The sequence below is a fragment of the Roseomonas nitratireducens genome (genome assembly GCF_017813355.1).
GTDB classification, from domain to species: domain Bacteria; phylum Pseudomonadota; class Alphaproteobacteria; order Acetobacterales; family Acetobacteraceae; genus Neoroseomonas; species Neoroseomonas nitratireducens.
Window position 1 is genome coordinate 23,218 of sequence record NZ_JAGIYZ010000016.1, and the last position, 15,863, is coordinate 39,080.

A 15,863-nucleotide genomic window follows, 5' to 3' on the forward strand; every position below is an offset into this window, starting at 1 on the left:
CACGATGCGATGCATCGGCCGGGTGGGGGCCGCTCAGGCCTCGGCGCACTCGGCAAGGACGCGCAGGATCTCGGCGCCGTAGCGCTCGACGCGCGACCGGCCCATGCCCGGCACCTCGTACAGCGCATCGATCGTAGACGGCCGACGCGAGGCGATGCCGGCGAGCGTACGGTCATCCGCCACGACATAGGCGGGCACAGACTGCGTCTGCGCGACGGACCGCCGCCAGGCGCGCAGCGCCTCGAAGCAGGGCTCCCCGGACGCGGCGACGGGTTCGCTCGCGGTCGCGCGGCGGCTGGCCGGCTGCACCGCATCCTGGCGGAGCATCACCGGCTCCTCCCCGCGCAGCACGGGGCGGGCGGCCTCGGTCGCGACCAGTTCGCCATGGTTCTCGACCGCGACATCGAGCGCGCCGCGCGCGACAAGCTGCCGCGCCACGCCGCGCCAGGTGGCGTCTGGCAGGTCCTTGCCGATTCCGAAGGTCGGCAGCTTGTCATGGGCGAACTGGGCCACCTTGTCCGTCAGCCGGCCGCGCAGCACGTCCACCACATGCCCGACGCCGAAGCGCTGGCCCGTGCGCACCACGGCGGAGAGCAGCTTCTGCGCGGCGACGGTGCCGTCGACCAGGCGCGGCGGGTTGCGGCAGACATCGCAGGCGCCGCATGCGGGCTGCGCGGGTTCCTCGCCGAAGCAGCGAAGCAGCAGCGCGCGGCGGCAGGTCGCGGCTTCGGCGATCGCGATCATGGCGTCGAGCCGGCTGCGCTCGACGCGCTTCTGGTCATCCCCCGCCGGGCTTTCGGCAATGCGATGGCGGGCGATGGCGATGTCGCCCGCGCCGTACAGCAGCAGCGCCGTGGCCGGCAGCCCATCGCGGCCGGCGCGGCCGATCTCCTGGTACCAGCTCTCGGGGCTGCGCGGCAGGTCGAGATGCGCCACCCAGCGCACGTCGGGCCGGTCGATGCCCATGCCGAAGGCGATGGTCGCCGCCATGATCACGTCGTCGCCGCGGGCGAAGCGGCGATGCGCGTCCCGCTTCGCCCCGGCATCCATGCCGGCATGGAAGGCCAGCGCGTCATGCCCGTCGGCGCGCAGCCACTCCGCCGTGCTCTCGGTCCGTGCGCGGCTGCCGCAATAGACGATGCCGCAACCGCCCACCTCGCGCACGAGGCCGCGCAGCTGGGACCGCTCGCTCTCCCGCGGTTCGGCGCGAATGAAGATGTTCGGCCGGTCGAAGGATGCGCGGAACACCGGCGCATCGCCGAGCCCGAGTTGCAGCCGGATGTCGTCGACCGTGCGCGGGTCGGCGGTCGCGGTCAGCGCCAGACGCGGCACGCCCGGGAAGCGCTCCCCCAGCACGCCGAGGCCGCGATACTCGGGCCGGAAGTGATGGCCCCACTGGCTGACGCAATGCGCCTCATCCACCGCGAACAACGCGATCGGCATCTCGTCCAGCCGCTGCAGCGTGCCATCCAGCGTCAGCCGTTCCGGCGAGACGTAGAGCAGCTTCAGCCGCCCGCCATGCAGGTCGCGCAGCACCGTGCGCGCTTCGTCCGGCGGCAGGTCGGAATGCAGCGCGGCGGCGGCCACGCCCTGCTGGCGGAGTGCCGCGACCTGGTCCTCCATCAGCGCGATCAGCGGCGACACCACCACGCCGACGCCTTGGCGACAAAGTGCCGGCACCTGGAAGCAGAGGCTCTTGCCGCCGCCCGTGGGCATCAGCACGAGGCCTGATCCGCCTTCGGTCGCGTGGCGGATGATCTCCTCCTGCCGTCCGCGGAACGCTTCATGGCCGAAGACGCGGCGCAGCAGGTCGCGCGGATCTTCCATCGCGGCGCTCATGCGGCGCCCAGCCGGCTTGCGGCGTTTCGCGCGGGAGGAGCATGCGCCGTTCGACGCGCTTCGCCTCGCTGGCGGCGCCACGGACCGATGGCGGACCAACCTGCCCGGCTCACCGGAGGCCCGCGGCGCAGGCGTCTGGCGAGTGGCAGGCGAGGCATGAGGCGCGACTCCGGCAGCGGCGGTGCGCCTTGGTCGCGCGAAGCCCTGCCCCGCGTCAACGGCTGGCCGGACTCCTCATCTCGAACACGCGGCGCCGCCGAGCACGCAGAACTTCGCGCAATGCGGATGGTTCAGCGCGACCGGCCGCGCCGCCTCCGCCACCGTCGATCCCATCTCGAACCCAGGATCGTAGGGCAGCAGCGTGCAGGCGACGAAGGCCGGCCGATCCGCGCCGCGCCGCTTCACCAACATCCGCGACGACGCGCACATCATCGAGTCCGGCGACTTGCGCAGGATGTCCCAGCACGCCTCGGTGATCTCGGGAACGTCGATGCCGGCATCCATCTCGGGGAACAGCATCAGCGCCACGGGATCGGCGGCGTCCACCGGAATCCGATGCGCCGCGAACAGGGCGGCGTAGCCATCGCGCATCGCTGCCTCGTCACCGGCACCGAAGCCGGCCCTGCCCGCCACATGAATTTGGAACCCGTTTTCCGCGAGCCAGCCCAGCCCCTCCAGCGTCTTGGCGAAGGTGCCCTCGCCGCGCTCGAGATCATGCAAGGCCGGCTCGAAATGATCGAGCGAAACGCGCAGCGTCAGCAGCGGGCCGAAATCCTCCCGCAGCGCCAGCAGGGCTTGCGCGTAGTTCGTCATCGGCTTCATCGCGTTGGTAAGAACCAGCGCACGCAGGCCGCGCCCCATCGCATCCCGCAGCATCGCGGGCAGGTCGCGGTTGAGGAAAGGCTCGCCGCCGGTGAAGCCGACCTCCTCGATCGGCGCGGCCAGGGCGGCCGCCTCATCCAGCGCGGTCGCGACCTCGGCGGCGGAGATGTAGACCAGAGCGTCGTTTCGCGGGCTGCTCTCGATGTAGCAGTTGCGGCAGGTGATGTTGCAGAGCGTCCCGGTATTCACCCAAAGCGTCCGCAGCCCGCCGAACGCGACGACCGCGCGCCTTTCCCCCTTCGCGGTGGTCGCGGGGTCGCGGAACTTCGCGGGATCAAGGCGGCGCGGCAGGGTGGTCGAAAGGTTTGTCATCGGGGCGTCTCAACGAGATGTGATGGCCTTGATCCGGCGCAAGGAATGCCACCGCCAGCCTGCATAGAAGCGTGCCGTCCGGCCTGGCCGGGCGGCATCCCGCCGGGCCTCTTCGCAGCAAGGGAGAGTGTCATGGGTCCTCGTATGCCTGTCCCGCGTCCGGAGTCTTCGCCGGACCTGTTCGGGACGTTACAGCGCGAAGTGAATCGGGTCTTCGACCAGATGTTCGGTGGCGCGCTCGCACCCTCCGCCGGTTTCGCCCCGTCCGTCGAGATGAAGGAGACAGCGCAGGGCGTCGTCGTCACGGCCGAGCTGCCGGGGCTCGCGGAGAAGGACATCGAGATCTCGCTCGATGGCGACCTGCTGACCCTGTCGGGCGAGAAGCGCGCCGAGAAGACGGAAGACAAGGAAGGCGTCCACATATCCGAGCGCAGCTACGGCAGTTTCCGCCGCACGCTGCGCCTTCCCTGGGCGCCCGACCCGGCGCAGGTGGCCGCAGCCTTCGACAAGGGTGTCCTGAGCGTGACGCTGCCCCGCCCGCCCCAGGCGAAGCCGAGCGTGAACCGCATTCCGATCGGCAGCGCCAAGCCGGCCGGCTGACGCGTCGCCTATCCGGCGGCCGGAATCGCCCGGCCGCCGACCAGGCGCAGGATGCGGCTCGGCCGCTCGACGCCCGTCAGGTGGTGCAGGATCAGGATGACGCTGCGCCCGGCCGTGGCTTCGTCCAACGTCTGGAGGAAGGCGCGTTCCGTGTCAGCATCCAGACCGGCGGCGGGCTCGTCCAGGATCAGGACCGGCGCGGGCGACAGCAGCGTGCGCGCGAGCGCGAGCCGACGCGCCTGTCCGCCCGAGAAGCGCAGCCCCCCTTCCCCGCACTGCGTCTCGAGACCCTCCGGCAGGCCACGGACCAGGTCGCCCACCTGCGCGCGATCGAGCGCCTTCCACAACTCCGCCTCGCTTGCCTCCGGCGCGGCAAGGCGGAGATTGGCGGCGATGCTGTCGTCGAACAGCCGCGCATCCTGGGTCAGCCAGGCGACGCGCCGCCGCAGTTCGGCCGCGGGAAGGTCGGCGATATCGACCCCGCCGAGCGTGATACGGCCCGCCTGCGGCGCGGCAAACTTCAGCAGCAGCGCGGCGAGCGTCGACTTGCCCGCCCCGGACGGCCCGAGCAGCGCGATGCGCGCCCCCTCCGGCACGTCGAGATCGAGATTGTCGAAGACCGCCGGGCGGTCCGGCGCCCAGGCGAAGCCGACGCCGGCGAGGCGGATGGCGTGGCCAGCGGGCGCCGCCACCGGCCGCGCGGGTTCGGCCACGGGCGCGGGGGCGTCCGCCGCCTCGAACAGCCGCCGCGCGCCGGCGGAGGCGGCGGCCAGGGACGTCCCCGCACGCGGCATCAGGCCGAGCGCCTCGGCCGCCGCGATGGCGAGGAAGACCGCCATCAGCCCCGCCGCGAGCCCGTCCTGGCCCGCGCCGAGCGCCCAGGCGAGGCTCCCGAGCAGCGCCGCCTGCACGAGCAGCGCGCCGGACGCGCCACCCAGCGCGGACCGCCGCGCGAGCGCCCGCTGCGCCGCTGACAGCGCGGCCCCCGCTGCCGTAACGCGGGCCGCCGCACGCCCTTCCCCATTGGCCGCGAGCGTGTCCTCGAGCCCCGTCAGCGGGTCGACCACGGCGCTGCGCAGCGCGCCCTGCGCCCGGGCGGCGTCCTGCCCCGCCCGCGCCGCGGCCGGGGCAAGCACCAGCGGCAGCAGGAGGGCCGCGACCAGCGGCAAGGCAAGCAGCGCCGCCAACCCCGGATCGGCCGCGCCGATCACCAGCGCCATGGCGACGACGACGGCCAGCGACGAGGCCGCGGGCACGATGACGCGGAGGTAGAGCCCATCCAGCGACTCGACGTCGGCGACGAGGCGCCCGAGCAGGTCGCCCGCCTCCCGCAGGCCGAGGCCGGCTGGCAGCCGCTCCGCCAGGCGCCGGAAGAACCAGACCCGCATGTCGGCGAGCGCGCGGAACGTCGCTTCATGGGTGACGAGGCGGTCCAGGTAGCGCGCGACGGGGCGGAACAGCATCACCGGCCGCAGCCAGACCAGCGCGGCGAGGCCGATGCCGGTCAGCAGCGCCGCCCCCGCCTGCCCGGCCACCACCGCGCCCGCGATGACGCGCCCCGCAAGGACCAGCAGCGCAAGCCCGGCCAGCGTCGAGCAGATCGCTGCCACCACGCCCGCGAGCAGCCAGCCGCGCCGCGCGGGCCACAAGCCGAGGATGCGGATCAGGTCGCGCGCCATCAATTCCCTGCCATGCGGTCGGCCGAGGCGCCCATGGCGCCAAGGTCGAGCGTGCGCCCGAAATAGCCGCGCGCGGCGCGGGCATGCGTCGCGACGATCGCGGTCCGCCCGACGCAGAGCCGCCGCAGCGCGTCGAGCACCGCGGCCTCCGTGCCGGGGTCGAGATGCGAGGTCGGCTCGTCCAGCAGGACGAGCGGGCTGTCGCGCAGGAAGGCGCGCGCGACCGCGACGCGCTGCGCCTGGCCGCCCGAAAGGCCGAAGCCGCCATCACCGACCAGCGTGTCGAGCCCCTGCGGCAGGTCGGCCGCGAAATCGCTCACCTGCGCGGCGCGGGCCGCGGCCTCCACCGCCGCGTCGTCGGCGTCCGGCCGGGCGAAGCGGATATTCTCGCGGATCGTGGCGCGGAAGATGTGCGCGCGCTGCCCGACATAGGAGGACAGGCGGCGGAGTTCGGCGGGCCGCAGCAGCGTCACGTCATGCCCGTTGATCGCGATGCGACCGCCATCGGGCCGGCGGAAGCCCATCAGCAGGCGCAGCACGCTCGTCTTGCCTGACCCGGACGGGCCGGTCAGCAGCAGCGTCTCGCCGGGCAGGACGCGGAAGGACAGGCCATCGAGCGCCGGCGGGCGCGACGCGTCGTAGGTCAGGCGCACCTCGTGGAAGGTGACCGTCACCTTGGGCGGCACTTCCTCGAGCAGCAGGCCCTCGGGCTCCGGCGCGGCGAGCAGCGGCGCGAGGTCGGCGGCGGCCCCGCGCGCGGCCAGTTGCTCATGATAGGCGCCGGCGAAGGCGCGGAGCGGCACGAAGAAGACCGGCACGAGCAGCAGGCAGAACAGCGCCTCGACCGGCGCCGGATGCGTACCGGACACCAAGTGCCCGTGCCGGTAGGCGAGCGAGGCGAGCGCGATGCCGACGATCAGTTCCATCGCACCAGTCGCGACGAAGGCGAGTCGCAGCACGCGCATGGTCCGCGCGCGGAGTTCCTCGGCGGCGGCGCCGAGCCTGCCGGCCTCCGCGTCCTGCTGGTTGTGCAGGACCAGGATCGGCAGGCCGCGCATGCGGTCGAGGAAGCGGCCCGACAGGCGCTGCAGCGCGGCGAACTGCCGGCGGCTGGCAAGGCCCGCGCCGATGCCGGAGACGGCCTGCGCGATCGGCACGAGAAGCCCCGCGCCGAGCAGGATCAGGCCACTCAGCGGATCCGCCGCCGCGGCGACGCCGGCCACGAGAAGCGGGGCCAGCACGGCCAGCATCGCGGCCGGGATCCAGCGGGCGAAATAGCCCTCCATGGCCTCGACGCGCTCGACGACCAGGGCGCTCTTTTCCCCCACGGCGCGCTCATCGGCGGGGCCGGCGGCGAGGAGGCGGGCGAAGAGCCGGTCGCGCAGCCGCGCCTTCGCTTCCTCCCCTGCCGCCTGCTGGGTGCGTTCCTGCGCGATGCCCAGGGCGGCCATCAGCAGGGCGAGCACGGCCGCGGCGGCGAGGTCCGGCCAGCCGGCCGCGCCATGGCCGAGCAACATGGCCAGCAGGCGGGCGATCAGGAAGGCCTGCGCGACACCGCAGGCCGCGATGCCGAGGCCAAGCAGGATGGGAGGAATCAGGCGGGCCCGAGTGGCACGCGCCTCCCCCGCAAGGAGGGTGGCGGCACCTGTCTCCGAACCCGGCGGAACGGCAGCCATGCCGACCTTGTAAGGGATCGTTGACCGTCCCGCCACCGGGACTGTCTTGTCGTTCGGACAGGCCGGCCCCATCACCGGGGTGACAGGAGACGCCGATGCTGCCGACCCATGGCCGATACGACTACCACCCCTGGCCGGGGCGACGGCCCTATGCGTGGAAGGATGGGGCGCGGCTCGCGGTCTATCTCGGCGTCAACCTCGAGCATTTCGCCTTCGGGGAGGGGCTGGGGGCCGAGCTCGCCCCGGGCGGGCCGCAGCCGGACGTGATGAACTTCGCCTGGCGGGACTACGGCAACCGGGTCGGCGCGTGGCGGCTGATCGGGCTGCTGGATGAACTCGGCTTCCCGGCGACCGTGCTGCTGAACAGCGCCATGTACGACTACGCCCCGGCGCTGGTCGCGGCGCATCGCGCCCGGGGCGACGAGATCGCCGGCCATGGCCGGACCAATTCCGAGCGCCAGTCGGTCCTGCCCGAGGCCGAGGAACGCGCCCTGGTCGCCGAGAGCACCGCAGCGATCGCGCGCCATGAGGGCACTCCGCCGCGCGGCTGGCTCTCCCCCTGGATCGCCGAGAGCCGCACGACGCCCGACCTGCTGGCGGAAGCCGGCTACGCCTACACGCTGAACTGGTGCGCCGACGATGCGCCGGTCTGGATGCGCACCCGCGCCGGCCGGCTGCTCGCCATCCCCTACCCGCAGGAGGTCAACGACATCCCCGCCATCGTGGGCCGCAAGGACGGCGCGGAGCAGTTCGCCGACATGATCGTGGACGATTTCGAGGAACGCCTGCGGCAGGTGGAGGACGGAATGCCGCAGGTGATGGGCATCGCGCTGCATCCCTACCTCGTCGGCCAGCCCTATCGGCTGCGGCATCTGCGACGGGCATTGGCGCATGTCGCGGCACGGCGCGGGACGGTGTGGATCACGATCGCCGGCGGCGTTCTGGACCATGCGCTGGCCCTGCCCGCCGGCACCATCCCGGGAGACGACGCATGAGGCGCGCCCTGCTCGCCGCCGCGCTGCTGCTTGCCGGCTGCGCGACCGAACCCGGCCCCGGCACGCCGCGGACCGTCGGACAGGTGGACCTCGTCCGCTACGAGGGCCTCTGGTTCGAGGCCGCGCGCTTCCCGACATCGTTCCAGGACAGCGCGCGCGTCCGGTGCGAGGAGGTCAGCGCGACCTATTCCCGCCGGCCCGATGGCGGGATCGGCGTGGTGAATCGCTGCAGCAACGCGCTCGATGGCGGCGCGGAACGCGTGGCCGAGGGCGTCGCGCGCAGCGTGTCGCCCGGCAATGACCGGCTGCGCGTGTCCTTCTTCTGGCCCTTCTTCGGGGATTACTGGGTGATCGGGCTCGATCCCGACTACCGCTGGGCGGTCGTCGGCGCCCCGGGGCGGGACTACCTGTGGGTCCTGTCCCGCGAACGCCGGATGTCGGACGTCGACTACGCCGCCGCGCTGGCGATCGCGGCGCGCGAAGGCTTCGACACCTCGCGCCTGCGCCGGACGCGGCAGGGGGGCTGACGGCCGGGTCAGCGACCCGGCTGGATCACCAGGTCGAAGCCGCCGCGCCCGCCGCCGAGCACGCTGGCGCGGAGATACACATCGCCCTTGCGGGCCGCGTCGATGACGAGCCGCGAGGCGAGCGCCTCCTCGCCGCCATCGTCGTCCTCGGCGATCACGCGGCCATCCGCCTCGATCAACTCGAGCACGGTGTCGGTGCCCTCGACGAGCCGCCGCGTCGTCGCGACGTAGGAGCCCGACGGCAGCGCGAAGACTGCCGCCTGGCCGCGGCGGAGGCGGATCTGCACGGGCGTGCCCGGCTGCAGCGGCGCAGCGTTCCGCGCGGCCTCGATCGAGGTCGGGAAGGTCGGCGCGACGGGCGAATCGGCCTCCACCACCAGGTCGAATTCCCCGCCGCCGGGGCCCAGCAGCCGGGCGCGGACGAACAGCGGCCTGCGGTCGTGCGCCGCGACCTCGAGCCGCGAGGCAAGGCCGCCGCCGCCATCGTCGTCCTCGGCCAGTTCCTCGCCATTGGCGTCGAGCAGCGCGAGCACCGTGTCCGCGCCGCGGCGCAGGTTGCGCGTCTCGACGGCAAGGTCGCCATCGGGCAGGCGGAAGAAGGCGACCTGCCCGCGGCGCAGCCGCAGCGGCATGGACTGCCCGATCGCGAGCGCGGGCGCCGCCGCGGCCTCCCGCAGGCTGCCCGGGAAGAGCGGCGCGGGCGGGGCGGTGTCGGGCAGCACCGCGATCTCAAAGTTGCCGGCGCCGGAGAGGTTGCGCGCGCGGACGAACAGCGGGCGCCGCTGGCCGGACGGGATTTCGAGCCGCGAGGAGAGCAACTCGTCCCCGCCATCGTCGTCGTCCTGGATCTCGCGGCCATTCGCGTCGTGCAGCACAAGCACGGTGTCGGTGCCGCGGCCGAGGTTGCGCGTGACGACAACGAGGTCCTGCCCGCCGGCCGGCAGGCGGAACCAGGCCTCCTGCCGCGCCGCGAGGCGCACCGCGACGCCCTGGCCGACCTCGAGCGGCGGCCGCGCGACGGCCTCGACCAGCGTCGCGGCGGGCGCATCCGGCGCGCGCGGCGGCGCGGCGGCGAGTTCGAGGTCGAAGGTCCCGCTCGCCTGGTCCAGCAACCCGACGCGGAGGAAGAGCGGCCCCGCCTGGTCGCCGAAGATCTCGATGCGGGAGGCGAGGTCCTCGTCGCCGCCGTCGTCATCCTCGGCGAGCACGCGGCCCTGCGAATCGACAAGCGCCAAGACGGTGTCGATGTCGCGTCCGAGGCGACGGGTCTGCGCGACGAGGTCGCCCGCGCCCTCCGGCAGGCGGATATGCGCCGCCTCGCCACGGCCGAGGCGGATCGTGACCGTCGCGCCGGGGAGCAGCGCCGGCCGGCCGGCGGCCTCGCGCAGGTCGAGCGCGAAGGGCTGCGGCGCGGCGGTCTGGGCCAGCGCCGGCGCGGCGAGCAGCGCCGCCGCGGCGAAGAGGACGGCAAGGCGCAGCGGCCGGCCGGAATTCGTCGCCATGGAACTCGCTCCCCTCGCGAAACTTCGGGGCAGCGCTAGACCCTCCGCCCCGCGCCGGTCAACCGCGCGGGCGTGGCAGGGCTCAGCCGAGTTCGAAGCTCGTGATGCCGTAGATCGCCGGAAGCGGCAGGGCCGGATCGGGGCCGGCATACATCCGCGCCGTCTCGAAGGCGGGCGACATGCCGGCGGCCACGGCCATGGCGACGGCATCGGCGTTCGGCTCGGGCATGTCGAGGAAGACCGGCCCCGCGGGCGCGGCGGCCAGCAGCGCGGCGAACAGGGCGCGCGCCGCCCGAGGATCGGTCGCGACAAGCGGCCCGATCTTCGACCCCTCCCGGCAGGGGCGCAGCACCCCGTAGCCGGCCGGGCCGCCCGGCCCGCGCGCCGCCAGCGCGACATGGCCCGGCGCGGCCAGCCAGGTGCGGAGGAACGCATCGCGGGCGACGGGGAAGACGTGGCGATCCAGGGCGGCCAGCGCCGCGAAGGGCAGATCCGCGGCCGCGACCACCTCCGGTCCATCGGAAACCATGGGTGGCCGTGGCGCCGGCGCGCCGTAGCGGACGTTGCGGTGCGCCAGGACGAAGCCCGATCGCCGGTAATTCGCCTGCTGCGCGACGACGCCGTCCAGCCCGATGGTCCGGCCCGCGAGCCGCGCCATCGCCGCACGCCAGAGCGCGATGCTATGCCCCGCCCCGCGATGGGCCGGGCGGACGATGTAGAAGCCGATGAAGCCGAAATCCCGCCCGGTGCGCACAGCCGAGATGCAGCCGACCGGCACGCCATCCAGTTCCGCGAGAAGGAAGCCCTCGGGGTCGGCGGCGGAGAAGCAATCGGCGTCGGCGAGGCCCGGATTCCAGCCCTCCGCCGCCGCCCAGTCGAGCGCGAGGGGGATCTCCTCGCGCCGCATAGGCCGGATCGCCGCGCTGCTCAATGCATCACGTCCCCGCCATTCGGCGACAGGCAGGCGCCCACGTAGAAATCACCGCCCGGACCGGCGAGCAGCAACGCCGTCTCCGCGATCTCCTCCGGCCTTCCGAGCCGGCCGGACGGCAGGGACGCCTCGATCGCCGCGCGCCATTCGGCGCCGCGCGCGCGCGTCAGGTCGGTATCGACCGGCCCCGGCGCGATGCTGTTCACCCGGACCCCATGCGGCGCCGCTTCCAGCGCGAGCGCGCGGGTGAGCGAAAGGATCGCCCCCTTCGCCGCGCAATAGGGAACGATGTTGGACGATCCCTTGAAGGCGAGCTGGGAGGAGATGGTGATGATCCGCCCCCGGCCGCGCGCCTTCATTCCCGGCAGCACCGCCTGGGCCGCGACGACGGTGTGGAAGAAGTGCACGTCCATCAGCCGGCGGAAGGTCGCCTCGGGCAGGGTCTCGAAGGGGCCGCGGATGTTCATGCCGGCATTCGTGACCAAGATGTCGGGCGCGCCGAGCGCGGCCTCGGAGGCCGCGATGAAGGCGGCCAGCCGCGCGCTGTCGGCGACGTCGAGCGATTCGGCGTGGCCGCGCCGCCCCGCCGCGGCGATGGCCGCGAGCGTCTCCTCAGCACCCGCCGCGTCGTCGAGATGGCAGAAGGCGACGTCGGCGCCGGCGCGGGCGAAGGCAAGGCAGATCGCGGCCCCGATGCCGCGGCTGCCGCCGGTCACGATCGCGACGCGTCCTGCGAGGTCGGTCATCGGGTCTTCTCCTTCGCGGATGGGGGGCGGCGTGGCGCGCGCGCCGCGGGTCAGGCAGCATCGGCGCGCAGCATCGTGGAGCATCACCGTATGGACGTCGACCCGCCGGCCCCCGCCGAGATCCAGGCGATCGTCCATGCCGGCGTGCCGCTTGCCGCCGCCTGGGGCATCGAGGTGGTCGCGGCCGCGGGCGGCACCGCGACCTGCCGCTTGCCCTGGCAGGAGGCGCTGCTGCGCCCGGGCGGCACCGTGTCGGGCCCGGCGCTGATGGGTCTCGCGGATGTCGCGATGTGGGCCGCGCTGCTCGGCGTGACGGGCGGGCGCGACGAAAGCCTGACGACGAGCCTGACGATCCACTTCCTCCGTCGCCTATCGCCCGGCGCCGTGCTGGCGCAGGCGCGGCTGCTCAAGCGCGGGCGGCTGATCTACGGGGAGGTGCTGATCCGTTCTGAGGGGCAGGAGGAGATCGCCGCGCATGTGACGACCTCCTGGGCCGCGGTCACGCCGCGGGCGGCGCCCCCCACGCGATGAAGGGACCATTGCGCCAGCCTTCCTTGCCGTAGGCGAAGGGCCCGCCTTCCGCCGCCAGGACGCTGCCGCCCGCCGCTTCCAGCACCGCCTGGCCCGCCGCCGTGTCCCATTCCATGGTCGGGCCGAAGCGCGGGTAGACGTCGGCCTCCCCTTCCGCGACGAGGCAGAATTTCAGGGAGGACCCGACGGCGCGCAGCCCGGCGACGCCATGGGCGGCCAGGAAGGCGTCGGTGGCGGCGTCGCGGTGGGACCGGCTGGCGACGGCGACGATGCCCGCCGGATCCGGCCGGCGAACAGAAATCGGCCGCCAGGGCGCTGAGCCGGGACCGCGCTTGCGCGCACCTGCGCCCAGCACGCCAAGCCATGCGCAGCCGAGGGCGGGCGCAAGGACGACACCGGCCACGGGCCGGCCGGCTTCGACCAGGGCGATGTTCACGGTGAACTCCCCGTTGCGGGAGAGGAATTCCCGCGTGCCGTCCAGCGGATCGACCAGGATGAAGGCCGCGCCCGGGGGCACGGCGGTTGCGGCGGCGTCCTCCTCCGACACGACCGCGATCCCGGGGCAGCGCTGCGCCAGCGCCGCGACGATCGCGTCATGGGCGGCGAGGTCGGCCTCGGTCAGCGGGCTGCCATCGGCCTTCGGACGTGAGTCCGCCACACCGTATACCGAGAGGATCCCGGCGGCGGCAGCCTCGGCAGCAGAGGTGAAGGCGTCCGCAAGGGCAGCGCGCTCGCCTGGCGAAAACCCCATGGGCAGCCGGACTCCGATCAATCCGATATCGCAACTTGCGCGCATTCGGCCCGCATGAGAAGAGGTTAGACCGATCCGATTTCGGAACGTTATCTCGGCCGGAAGAACACGTGACGACAACATCAGGCAAGAGCCGCCTCACCCCGCACCTCGCGCGGCTCGAGGCGGAATCGATCGGCATCATCCGCGAGGTCGCCGCCTCCTTCCGCAAGCCCGTCATGCTCTACAGCATCGGCAAGGATTCCGGCGTGATGGTGCATCTGGCGCTGAAGGCCTTCGCGCCGGGCAAGCCGCCCTTCCCACTGATGCACATCGACACGACCTGGAAGTTCCGGGAGATGATCTCCTTCCGCGACGCCATGGCGAAGCAGGTGGGGATGGAACTGCTCGTCCACACCAACCCCGAGGGCATCGCGCGCGGGATCAACCCGATCGATTCCGGCTCGGCGCTGCACACCCAGGTGATGAAGACCGAGGCGCTGAAGCAGGCGCTCGACAAATGGGGCTTCGACGCGGCCTTCGGCGGCGCACGGCGGGACGAGGAGAAGTCCCGCGCGAAGGAACGCATCTTCTCCTTCCGCGGCCCCGGCCACACCTGGGACCCGCGCGCGCAGCGGCCCGAACTGTGGAACCTGTTCAACACGCGCATACGAGACGGCGAGAGCATCCGCGTCTTCCCGCTGTCCAACTGGACCGAATACGACGTGTGGGACTACGTGCTGGCCGAGGACATCCCGGTCGTCCCACTGTACTTCGCGAAGCCGCGGCCGGTGGTGAAGCGCGCCGGCACCTGGATCATGGTCGATGACGACCGCCTGCCGCTGAACCCCGGCGAGATGCCGGAGATGCGCATGGTCCGCTTCCGCACGCTCGGCTGCTACCCGCTCTCCGGCGCGGTCGAGAGCACCGCCGCGACGCTGCCCGAGATCATCGCCGAGATGCGCGCCGCGAAGACCAGCGAGCGCCAGGGCCGCCTGATCGACACGGACGAGGAAGCGTCCATGGAGAAGAAGAAGCGCGAGGGGTATTTCTGACATGGACGGCGCGCGCAAACTCCTCCGCTTCCTCACCTGCGGGTCGGTCGACGACGGCAAGTCGACGCTGATCGGCCGCCTTCTGTACGACAGCCAGCTGATCTTCGAGGACACGCTGGCCACGCTTGCGAAGGACAGCCGCAAGCACGGTACGACGGGGGAGGAAATCGACCTCGCCCTTCTCGTCGACGGGCTGGAGGCCGAGCGCCAGCAGGGCATCACCATCGACGTCGCCTACCGCTTCTTCGCCACGCCGCGGCGGTCCTTCATCGTCGCCGACACGCCGGGGCACGAGCAGTACACGCGCAACATGGCGACCGGCGCCTCCAGCGCCTCGCTCGCCGTCATCCTGATCGACGCGCGCAAGGGCGTGCTGACCCAGACCCGTCGGCATTCCTACATCTGCTCGCTGATGGGCATCCGCGACATCGTCGTCGCGGTGAACAAGATCGACCTGGTCGGCTTCGACGAGGATGTGTTCGACCGCATCGTCGGCGACTACGCCACCTTCGCCGCGGGCCTCGGCTTCCGGTCGATCGTGCCGATCCCGCTGAGCGCGCGCTTCGGCGACAACGTCACGACACGATCGGGCAACACGCCCTGGTACCACGGCCCGTCGCTGGTCGAGCATCTTGAGACGGTGGATGTCGGCCAGGACCTCTCGGCGCGCCCCTTTCGCTTCCCGGTGCAGTGGGTCAACCGCCCGAACCTCGACTTCCGGGGCTTCGCCGGCACCGTCGCGGCCGGGCGGATCGCGCCGGGCGACCAGGTCGTCGTCGCGGCGTCCGGCAAGTCGTCGCGCGTCGCGCGCATCGTCACCGCCGATGGCGACCTTGCCGCGGCGGAGGCCGGGCAGGCGGTAACGCTGACGCTCGAGGACGAGGTCGATGTCGCACGCGGCGACGTGCTGTCCACCGCCGCCGACCGCCCGCAGGTCGCCGACCAGTTCGCCGGCCACCTGCTGTGGATGGACGAGGAGGCGATGCTCCCCGGCCGGTCCTACATGATGCGGATCGGCAATGTCTGGACGCCCTGCTCGGTCACCTCCATCCGCCATCGGGTGGACGTTAACACGCTCGAGGAACACGCGGCGCGGCGCCTGTCGCTGAACGAGATCGGCTTCTGCAACTTCTCGGCCGGGCAGCAAGTGCCGCTCGACCCCTATGCGGACAACCGCGCGACCGGCGCCTTCATCCTGGTGGACCGCTTCACCAACCGCACCGCCGGGGCGGGCATGGTGGCCTTCCCGCTGCGCCGCGCATCGAACATCCACCACGAGCATTTCACGGTGGACAAGAGCGCGCGTGCGGCGCTGCTGGGCAACGCGCCGCTCGTGCTGTGGTTCACCGGCCTGTCGGGCTCGGGCAAGTCGACCATCGCGAACATCGCCGAGCAGGCGCTACATCGCGCCGGCCGGCCGACCTACACGCTGGACGGCGACAATGTCCGCCACGGCCTGTGCCGGGACCTCGGCTTCACCGCCGAGGACCGGGTGGAGAACATCCGGCGCGTCGGCGAGGTGGCGAAGCTTTTCGTCGATGCCGGCATGATCGTGCTCTGCTCCTTCATCTCGCCCTTCCGGGCGGAACGGCGGATGGTGCGGGACCTGCTCGGCCCGGGCGAATTCGTCGAGGTCTTCGTCGACACGACGATCGAGGCCTGCATGGCGCGCGACCCGAAGGGGCTCTACGCCAAGGCGCAGGCGGGGCAGATCAAGAACTTCACCGGCATCGACAGCCCCTACGAGTCGCCCGAGGCGCCGGAACTGCGCATCGGCACCGAAGGCCGCACGCCGGCCGAATGCGCCGAGGAGATCCTGGTCGCGCTGCGCGCACGCGGCATCGCCTGCTGACGACAC

General features: G+C 72.6%; 14 protein-coding genes. 6 read left to right on the forward strand and 8 right to left on the reverse strand.

What is annotated here, in order from left to right:
- Positions 1 to 33: 33 nt before the first annotated feature.
- Both recQ and J5Y09_RS16240 read right to left on the reverse strand, forming a co-directional pair.
- A complete protein-coding gene (recQ, locus tag J5Y09_RS16235; RefSeq protein ID WP_245217179.1) occupies positions 34 to 1,827 on the reverse strand; it encodes a DNA helicase RecQ in 1,794 nt (597 codons plus the stop codon).
- A gap of 246 nt (positions 1,828 to 2,073) precedes the next feature.
- Complete coding sequence (locus tag J5Y09_RS16240) at positions 2,074 to 3,033, reverse strand: radical SAM protein (protein ID WP_209352865.1); 960 nt, start codon at positions 3,031 to 3,033, stop codon at positions 2,074 to 2,076.
- Positions 3,034 to 3,234: 201 nt separating this feature from the next.
- On the opposite strand from J5Y09_RS16240, the gene J5Y09_RS16245 reads away from it, so the two are divergent.
- Positions 3,235 to 3,633, forward strand: a complete 399-nt coding sequence (locus J5Y09_RS16245) for an Hsp20/alpha crystallin family protein (RefSeq protein WP_209352866.1) — start codon at positions 3,235 to 3,237, stop codon at positions 3,631 to 3,633.
- 8 nt (positions 3,634 to 3,641) lie between these two features.
- On the opposite strand, the gene cydC is transcribed toward J5Y09_RS16245, so the two are convergent.
- Positions 3,642 to 5,312, reverse strand: coding sequence for a thiol reductant ABC exporter subunit CydC (gene cydC / locus J5Y09_RS16250; RefSeq protein WP_209352867.1), 1,671 nt, complete (start codon positions 5,310 to 5,312; stop codon positions 3,642 to 3,644).
- The gene (cydD, locus tag J5Y09_RS16255) at positions 5,312 to 6,988 is read right to left on the reverse strand and encodes a thiol reductant ABC exporter subunit CydD (protein ID WP_209352868.1); all 1,677 of its coding nucleotides are present in this window, start codon (positions 6,986 to 6,988) and stop codon (positions 5,312 to 5,314) included. Before cydD ends, cydC begins: the two co-directional genes overlap by 1 nt.
- Positions 6,989 to 7,083: 95 nt before the next feature.
- On the opposite strand from cydD, the gene J5Y09_RS16260 reads away from it, so the two are divergent.
- Both J5Y09_RS16260 and J5Y09_RS16265 read left to right on the forward strand, forming a co-directional pair.
- The gene (locus tag J5Y09_RS16260) at positions 7,084 to 7,983 is read left to right on the forward strand and encodes a polysaccharide deacetylase family protein (RefSeq protein ID WP_209352869.1); all 900 of its coding nucleotides are present in this window, start codon (positions 7,084 to 7,086) and stop codon (positions 7,981 to 7,983) included.
- Positions 7,980 to 8,510 carry a lipocalin family protein gene (locus tag J5Y09_RS16265; protein WP_209352870.1) on the forward strand — a complete coding sequence of 177 codons (531 nt, stop codon included), beginning with the start codon at positions 7,980 to 7,982 and terminating at the stop codon, positions 8,508 to 8,510. Before J5Y09_RS16260 ends, J5Y09_RS16265 begins: the two co-directional genes overlap by 4 nt.
- Positions 8,511 to 8,518: 8 nt before the next feature.
- Here the strand turns inward: J5Y09_RS16265 and J5Y09_RS16270 are convergent, their stop codons facing one another.
- The 3 genes from J5Y09_RS16270 to J5Y09_RS16280 all read right to left on the reverse strand — a co-directional run bounded on the left by J5Y09_RS16270 (position 8,519) and on the right by J5Y09_RS16280 (position 11,689).
- Positions 8,519 to 10,012, reverse strand: a complete 1,494-nt coding sequence (locus tag J5Y09_RS16270) for a hypothetical protein (protein WP_209352871.1) — start codon at positions 10,010 to 10,012, stop codon at positions 8,519 to 8,521.
- 82 nt (positions 10,013 to 10,094) lie between these two features.
- Complete coding sequence (locus J5Y09_RS16275; protein ID WP_209352872.1) at positions 10,095 to 10,919, reverse strand: GNAT family N-acetyltransferase; 825 nt, start codon at positions 10,917 to 10,919, stop codon at positions 10,095 to 10,097.
- Between the two features lie 20 nt (positions 10,920 to 10,939).
- On the reverse strand, positions 10,940 to 11,689 hold the full coding sequence (locus tag J5Y09_RS16280; RefSeq protein WP_209352873.1) for an SDR family NAD(P)-dependent oxidoreductase: 750 nt from the start codon (positions 11,687 to 11,689) through the stop codon (positions 10,940 to 10,942).
- 90 nt (positions 11,690 to 11,779) lie between these two features.
- On the opposite strand from J5Y09_RS16280, the gene J5Y09_RS16285 reads away from it, so the two are divergent.
- Positions 11,780 to 12,220, forward strand: coding sequence for a PaaI family thioesterase (locus J5Y09_RS16285; protein WP_209352874.1), 441 nt, complete (start codon positions 11,780 to 11,782; stop codon positions 12,218 to 12,220).
- Here the strand turns inward: J5Y09_RS16285 and cysQ are convergent.
- Positions 12,189 to 12,971: a 3'(2'),5'-bisphosphate nucleotidase CysQ gene (gene cysQ, locus J5Y09_RS16290; RefSeq protein WP_209352875.1), complete on the reverse strand. Its 783-nt coding sequence runs from the start codon at positions 12,969 to 12,971 to the stop codon at positions 12,189 to 12,191. The genes J5Y09_RS16285 and cysQ overlap by 32 nt on opposite strands.
- A 110-nt stretch (positions 12,972 to 13,081) precedes the next feature.
- Here cysQ and cysD point away from each other — a divergent pair, with 110 nt between their 5' ends.
- Both cysD and cysN read left to right on the forward strand, forming a co-directional pair.
- Positions 13,082 to 14,005 carry a sulfate adenylyltransferase subunit CysD gene (gene cysD, locus J5Y09_RS16295; protein ID WP_209352876.1) on the forward strand — a complete coding sequence of 308 codons (924 nt, stop codon included), beginning with the start codon at positions 13,082 to 13,084 and terminating at the stop codon, positions 14,003 to 14,005.
- Position 14,006: 1 nt separating this feature from the next.
- Complete coding sequence (cysN, locus tag J5Y09_RS16300; RefSeq protein WP_209352877.1) at positions 14,007 to 15,857, forward strand: sulfate adenylyltransferase subunit CysN; 1,851 nt, start codon at positions 14,007 to 14,009, stop codon at positions 15,855 to 15,857.
- The last annotated feature ends 6 nt before the right edge of the window (positions 15,858 to 15,863 follow it).

What these genes read in the sequence shown, in the direction of transcription:
- recQ (WP_245217179.1), bottom strand. Translation starts at nt 1,827, where the DNA reads ATGGAAGATCCGCGCGACCTGCTGCGCCGCGTCTTCGGCCATGAAGCG.
- J5Y09_RS16240 (WP_209352865.1), bottom strand. Translation starts at nt 3,033, where the DNA reads ATGACAAACCTTTCGACCACCCTGCCGCGCCGCCTTGATCCCGCGAAG.
- cydC (WP_209352867.1), bottom strand. Translation starts at nt 5,312, where the DNA reads ATGGCGCGCGACCTGATCCGCATCCTCGGCTTGTGGCCCGCGCGGCGC.
- cydD (WP_209352868.1), bottom strand. Translation starts at nt 6,988, where the DNA reads ATGGCTGCCGTTCCGCCGGGTTCGGAGACAGGTGCCGCCACCCTCCTT.
- J5Y09_RS16260 (WP_209352869.1), top strand. Translation starts at nt 7,084, where the DNA reads ATGCTGCCGACCCATGGCCGATACGACTACCACCCCTGGCCGGGGCGA.
- J5Y09_RS16265 (WP_209352870.1), top strand. Translation starts at nt 7,980, where the DNA reads ATGAGGCGCGCCCTGCTCGCCGCCGCGCTGCTGCTTGCCGGCTGCGCG.
- J5Y09_RS16270 (WP_209352871.1), bottom strand. Translation starts at nt 10,012, where the DNA reads ATGGCGACGAATTCCGGCCGGCCGCTGCGCCTTGCCGTCCTCTTCGCC.
- J5Y09_RS16275 (WP_209352872.1), bottom strand. Translation starts at nt 10,919, where the DNA reads ATGCGGCGCGAGGAGATCCCCCTCGCGCTCGACTGGGCGGCGGCGGAG.
- J5Y09_RS16280 (WP_209352873.1), bottom strand. Translation starts at nt 11,689, where the DNA reads ATGACCGACCTCGCAGGACGCGTCGCGATCGTGACCGGCGGCAGCCGC.
- J5Y09_RS16285 (WP_209352874.1), top strand. Translation starts at nt 11,780, where the DNA reads ATGGACGTCGACCCGCCGGCCCCCGCCGAGATCCAGGCGATCGTCCAT.
- cysQ (WP_209352875.1), bottom strand. Translation starts at nt 12,971, where the DNA reads ATGGGGTTTTCGCCAGGCGAGCGCGCTGCCCTTGCGGACGCCTTCACC.
- cysN (WP_209352877.1), top strand. Translation starts at nt 14,007, where the DNA reads ATGGACGGCGCGCGCAAACTCCTCCGCTTCCTCACCTGCGGGTCGGTC.